At 65.1% G+C, this 5384-nt stretch carries 6 protein-coding genes and 4 tRNA genes; 8 read left to right on the top strand and 2 right to left on the bottom strand.

The features are described from left to right. The first annotated feature begins 205 nt into the window (after positions 1–205). The 4 genes from ACAM49_RS38635 to ACAM49_RS38620 all read left to right on the top strand — a co-directional run bounded on the left by ACAM49_RS38635 (position 206) and on the right by ACAM49_RS38620 (position 698). Positions 206–278: transfer RNA gene (locus ACAM49_RS38635), tRNA-Gly, on the top strand. 13 nt (positions 279–291) lie between these two features. Then, a tRNA-Val gene (locus ACAM49_RS38630) sits at positions 292–366 on the top strand. A 170-nt stretch (positions 367–536) separates the two neighbouring features. After that, a tRNA-Gly gene (locus tag ACAM49_RS38625) sits at positions 537–612 on the top strand. Between the two features lie 14 nt (positions 613–626). Continuing rightward, a tRNA-Val gene (locus tag ACAM49_RS38620) sits at positions 627–698 on the top strand. Positions 699–757: 59 nt separating this feature from the next. Here ACAM49_RS38620 and ACAM49_RS38615 read toward each other — a convergent pair. After that, entirely contained in the window at positions 758–1132 is a 375-nt protein-coding gene (locus ACAM49_RS38615) for a hypothetical protein (RefSeq protein WP_369640474.1), read from the bottom strand. A 161-nt stretch (positions 1133–1293) separates the two neighbouring features. On the opposite strand from ACAM49_RS38615, the gene ACAM49_RS38610 reads away from it, so the two are divergent. The 4 genes from ACAM49_RS38610 to ACAM49_RS38595 all read left to right on the top strand — a co-directional run bounded on the left by ACAM49_RS38610 (position 1294) and on the right by ACAM49_RS38595 (position 4610). Further along, positions 1294–1602 (top strand): hypothetical protein, encoded by a 309-nt coding sequence (locus ACAM49_RS38610; RefSeq protein WP_369640473.1) that lies wholly within the window; start codon positions 1294–1296, stop codon positions 1600–1602. Between the two features lie 156 nt (positions 1603–1758). Next, positions 1759–2154, top strand: a complete 396-nt coding sequence (locus ACAM49_RS38605; protein ID WP_369640472.1) for a hypothetical protein — start codon at positions 1759–1761, stop codon at positions 2152–2154. Positions 2155–2167: 13 nt separating this feature from the next. Then, positions 2168–3982 carry a caspase family protein gene (locus tag ACAM49_RS38600; RefSeq protein ID WP_369640471.1) on the top strand — a complete coding sequence of 605 codons (1815 nt, stop codon included), beginning with the start codon at positions 2168–2170 and terminating at the stop codon, positions 3980–3982. Positions 3983–4202: 220 nt separating this feature from the next. Next, positions 4203–4610, top strand: a complete 408-nt coding sequence (locus tag ACAM49_RS38595; protein WP_369640470.1) for a thiol-disulfide oxidoreductase DCC family protein — start codon at positions 4203–4205, stop codon at positions 4608–4610. Between the two features lie 43 nt (positions 4611–4653). Here ACAM49_RS38595 and ACAM49_RS38590 read toward each other — a convergent pair whose 3' ends face one another. Beyond that, positions 4654–5097 (bottom strand): hypothetical protein, encoded by a 444-nt coding sequence (locus ACAM49_RS38590; protein WP_369640469.1) that lies wholly within the window; start codon positions 5095–5097, stop codon positions 4654–4656. Positions 5098–5384: the final 287 nt, after the last annotated feature.

Raw genomic sequence — 5384 nt, 5'->3', positions numbered from 1 at the left:
CCCCCGCCCACACCGAAGGCGGGCCCTGCGAGGGCGACGGCCACTGGGTCCACCTCGACGGCGGCAACGCGGCCCACTACGGCACCGAATGGCTCTGCCGCCACTGACGAATCACCCGGTTTTCCAGGCGATTTGCATGAACCACCCACCCGTAGGCTAATGTTCTGTCCCGCAAGCCGATCGGCCCTCGAGCCCCGGTGAGCATGCGGATGTAGCGCAGCTGGTAGCGCATCACCTTGCCAAGGTGAGGGTCGCGAGTTCGAATCTCGTCATCCGCTCAGAACACAACTTGCGCGATTAGCTCAGCGGGAGAGCGCTTCCCTGACACGGAAGAGGTCACTGGTTCAATCCCAGTATGGCGCACCATAGAACAGCGAAAGGCCCGGTCCCCACCGGGCCTTTCTGCTGTCTCGGGCTGTTTACGGCCGCAATGCCACTCGAATCCCCGGCTTGTTCAGGCGATTTGCAATAACCACCCATCCGTACGCTAATGTTCTCTCCCGCAAGCCGATCGGCCCACGAGGCCGGGTGAGCATGCGGATGTAGCGCAGCTGGTAGCGCATCACCTTGCCAAGGTGAGGGTCGCGAGTTCGAATCTCGTCATCCGCTCCACGGGGGATCAACCCGCGCGATTAGCTCAGCGGGAGAGCGCTTCCCTGACACGGAAGAGGCCACTGGTTCAATCCCAGTATCGCGCACCGGTAGAAGGCTTGTGGCCCGGTTTCGACCGGGCCACAACGCTTTTCAGGAGGACTTCTCAGTCGAATTCGACTGGAGTCCATGGGAGCAGGTCGCCGAGGGCGGGGTCGTCGGTTCGCCAGGCGCGATACGCCTTGTGCACGAGGTCCATTCCCGCGAAGCCGTCGCCATTAATCCGGGCGGCGTAGTGCTGGGAGGGGCTTCCGGCGCGGAACTCGACCTCGTAGTCCACGACGGTCCCTTCGTCAGAGTCCCCGTAGTCGAGTCGGATCTGGAAGTAGAACTGCCCCTGCGGGTCGCGGTCGAGCCGGTCCACGATGGCGAAGCTCCAGCGCGCGTTCAGGTCGGCGAACATGTCGTAGACCTGGGTGTCGGTCGGGTCGTCCAGGGTGCGGCCGGGGGCCTCGGAGACGCGGAATCGGGGTGCGTTCACGCCGCCCGAGCGTAGTCGGCCGCCGCCCCGATCCGGTTGGGGGATTTCCCCTAATTCTGGGCGGGGCGATGCCGGTCGGTGGATGTCGGTGATCGATTCCGGCTGTGCATCAGGCAGACTCGGAGTCGCTAATGTCATACGAGCTTCTCGGGAGTTGATGAATGCGCAAGATCCTGACCTCCACCCTGATGGCCGCGAGCGCCGCGGGCGCCCTGCTGGTGCTGCCCGCCGGTAACGCCTGGGCCCTGTCCCCCGCCTGCCAGGGCGCCGCCGACATCTCCAACAGCTACGGCTCGCTGGGCCCGTACGGCGCCCAGCAGAAGGATGCCGCCAACCGCCTGCGCGCCCTCGACGCCACCGGTGACGAGAAGTGGGCCATCGACAACTACGCCAACGCCCTCGAATCGGGTGACAACTCGCTGATCGGCGCGGCCATCCCGCTCCTGAACGGCATCTGCCAGCGCGGCTGACACTTCTCCTGCTTCGCAGCATATTTCGGGCCGGGTCGCCATCGCGGTGACCCGGCCCGAAATGTCTCACCCGGGAAAGCCGGTGGTCGGATCGGCGACGCGCGGGCGGTGGGTGGGACCTAGAATTGCGGGACACTGTTCGCGGGGAGGATGCACGTGGCCGTTTCGATCACCATCTCGATCAGCGATGCCGAGGATGACGTCGGCGAGCTGGGGTCGCTGTTCGAGGCGATCGTCGAGGACGACGATCTGCGGGTCGTCCGCAAGCAGCTGGTCAGCGGGGTGCCGGATCCGGACGTGCTGGGCGCCGAGGACATCATCAAACTGGTGGTGGAATCCGCGCCGCTGATGGGAGCGGTCACGGCGTGCGTGACGCACTGGTTGTCCACTCGCAGAACGAAATTCACGCTGAAGATCGGGGACAACTCGATCTCGGTGAACGGGAAGGTCTCCGAGGATCTCGTGCGGCAAGCCCTGGAGAAGGTGTCGGCCGAGCAGAAGCAGTTGGAGGGCGCGAGTCAGGAACCGGGGGATGCGGCTCCCCCACAGTGAACGCTCGCGGGCGGTGCTGATCGGAACATCCACGTACGCGGCGGATTCCGGCTTCGCCCCGGTGCCGCAGGTCGCCGAGAACCTGACGCGGTTCGCCGCGCTGCTGCGGGAGCTGACCAACCTCACCCACATCGAGGTGCTCGCCGATCCGGACGGCCCGGAGGACTTCGCCCGGGCACTCGAACCCGCTGTAGAGGCGGCCGAGGACCTCCTGCTGTTCTACTACTCCGGACACGGCGTAACCATCGGTAACGACAGCACTGAACTGGCGCTCACCCACCGCGCGTCATCCCTACGCCGGCCGGGCTACTCGACGCTGCCCTACTCGGTGATCCGCGACGACATCCGATCCTCTCGCGCCGCAGTAAAAGTGGTGATCCTCGACTGCTGCCACAGCGGCAAGGCGTTCGGCCATGGTGCACTCGCAGGAGAAAGTGAGGGCGAGGCGCTTCGGAGTTACGCCGAGATCGAAGGCGCGTACGTCCTGACGGCCGCCACCAGGTTCGCCGCTGCCCATGGGCCCGACGGGTGCACGGCCTTCACCGGCACAATGCTCCGCCTTCTGCGTACCGGCGATCCAGACGGCGGTGAATTCCTAACCTTCACAAGGCTTTTCGCGCTTCTCGACGCGGCACTCCGGAGTGCGGGATTTCCCCGCCCGCGCGCTACGGGCCGCAACACCGCCGCCGAACTCGCGCTGGCCCGTAATACGGAGTGGAGTTCAGCTCCCACCGCACCCGTCGAGGCGCGGCCGGTTCGTAAGCGGGCGAGGAGTTCACCGCTTGTTATCGAGCCACCAGTCGTCGGCCCGCAGGCACCAGACGGTGTGTCCGAGGTGGAACTCCACCCGAGATGCCTCAGAACGATCAAGGCACCGGCACCGGTTCTCGCACTGACATTCTCCCCGTTCGGCGAACACCTGGGGTTGGCTTGTAGTGACGGCCGGGCCGTCGTCATAGATCTCTCGGGCCGACCAATTCTCCCGGTACGGCATGGCCGCCGAGTCGTGCCTCGAACCGACTTGATTTTCAACCGCCGGAAGGTGGTCGATAGCCGTTCCACCTGCCACGATATCGACTTCACACCCGATGGATCCAGGTTCGCCACCGCCGTCGGCCATGGTGCGGCCAAGCTGTGGGACGCCGCTACGGGCGACGAGGTAGCACAGCTCGCGAACGTAGGCGCGGTGCACGGAGTTCGGTTCAGCCCGAATGGCAAACTGCTCGCCACCCTCGACGAGGGGCGGGTGTTGTTGTACGACAGCCAGAGTGGCGGCGATCCCCGGGCGGTCATCTCGACGTACGATTTCGCACGGTGCTCATTCAGCCCCGATGGGGTATTTCTCGCCACGACCACAAGGCGCGAAGGGGAGATCCGGATCTGGAATATGGACGGGGAAGACCAGTTCAGAACAATACCGACGAACCGGGCATTCTGGCTGGAGTGGGATCCGCGTGGAGATCGATTCGCGACTATCAATATGGATGGCGACATCGCTCTGTGGGACATCCGCGCGGCAATACGTTCACGTGCCTTTCGTCACCGCGACTGGCGGAGGTCTGCGCATGCCTCGAAGGAGGCCAACAGCGCTCGAGGAGATGCGCGGTCGCTTACCTTCAGCCCCGACGGCCGACTCTTCGCGACCGTGACCGGCGACAACACCATCCGAATCTGGAACCCTGACACCGGCTCCTGCCTCCACACCATCACCCACGACACCATCACCACTCGCGCCGCCTTCAGCCCCGACGGCCGCCTGATCGCAACCGCCGCCCGCGACAAGACGATCCAACTCTGGGAACTCAACCCGAGCGAAATCACCCGCTGACCTCGACCGCGATGGGCCTATTCCTACATAAACCAGCGCGAACGAGCAGGTTCCTGCGAAATGTGGTGCCTTAATGTAGGAATAGGCCCATTTGCCCCCCGACGGTTGGACGGCAGGCCGCCCCCAGGAGTGACTTCGCTCTCTCCGGCTGTAGATGGGATTCCCTGTGCACCAAGGGAATTCTAGGATCGGAAGTGCGATCCCAACGGAGGGAAGGCCCATGATGGAATCGGCATTCACACGCCCGGTAGCTCGGCCACTCGTCGTATTCGATGGCGACTGCGCGTTCTGCACCGCGAGCATCGATCGCATCCGGGATCGAATTCGGCCGGATGTCGATTTCGCCCCGTGGCAGCGCCTCGACCTGACCGCTCTGGGACTGACGGAAGAGCAGGTGGAGAACGCGGTTCAATGGATCGGCAGTGACGGGGGTCGTGCCTCCGGAGCACGCGCGGGGGCAATGCTTTTGCGGCGCGCCGCGCGGCCTTGGCGGCTGCTGGGCACGGTCATGTTGATCCCACCGTTCAGCTGGCTCGCGGCCGTGGTCTACTGTCTCATCGCGCACAACCGGCATCGCCTCCCCGGCGGCACCCTGGCCTGCGCCTTCCCCGGCCCGAACCGGGTTTGAACCCGACGACAAGCGGCGGATGGGGATTCGATACCCGGCCGGTTCAGAGCAGGGCGGGGCTAGTCAGATCTAGGGTCAGGCAGTTGCGCCAGTCGTTGGTGAAGATGGCGGTCGCGCCCTCGTAGCGCACGTCGATGAACGGGTTGGACTGGAACATGTAGGCGACCCAACGCAACGAGCCGTCGGCGTCGAGGCGCGCGAGAAAGCCTATGTTGCCCATACCGCCGCCCCCGCCGCATGTTCGCCCCGAGCCGTCCGGCAATGGGGTATCGAAGTAGACGTCCACCTCTTCGATCTCGTCCTCCCCGTAGTCCTCGATATCCACATCGAACGGCGCTCCGAGCCGGAACGGAATCGGCTGGCCCGCATCCGGGTGGTACGCCCCCGGCCCCTCGACGAACAACTCCAGGCCGGTGTCATCGGCGCGGTACAGCGCGTCCTCCCCCAGCACCCGCCCGGCCGCCCAGAGGGTCTTCACAATTCCCATCGCGGTCACGGTATCAACGAGGTCGAAACCGGCCTTATCGCACACTATCCGTGTCCGAGAGGCTGTTTCTTGCCCGTACGCCAGAAAAAGTGTCGGCTCAGACCGGTTGATCTTGCTGACTGGCCGGGCCAACCGCGTCCGGCGAACGGAACTTCCGAACCCGCTCGACCACGAAAGCCGTTGGGCGGTAGGCGTGGAGCCGGGTCAGGCGAAGCGGCGGCCCTTGGTGGCCAGGGCGGCGCGGCCTCGGGGCGTGATGCGGTAATGACCGCGAAGGTGGGTGGGGG

It is taken from the genome of Nocardia sp. JMUB6875, from assembly GCF_041154655.1.
Taxonomy (GTDB): domain Bacteria; phylum Actinomycetota; class Actinomycetes; order Mycobacteriales; family Mycobacteriaceae; genus Nocardia.
The sequence above is the reverse complement of the archived record's forward strand: the minus strand, read 5'-3'. Positions and strand labels throughout refer to the sequence as shown.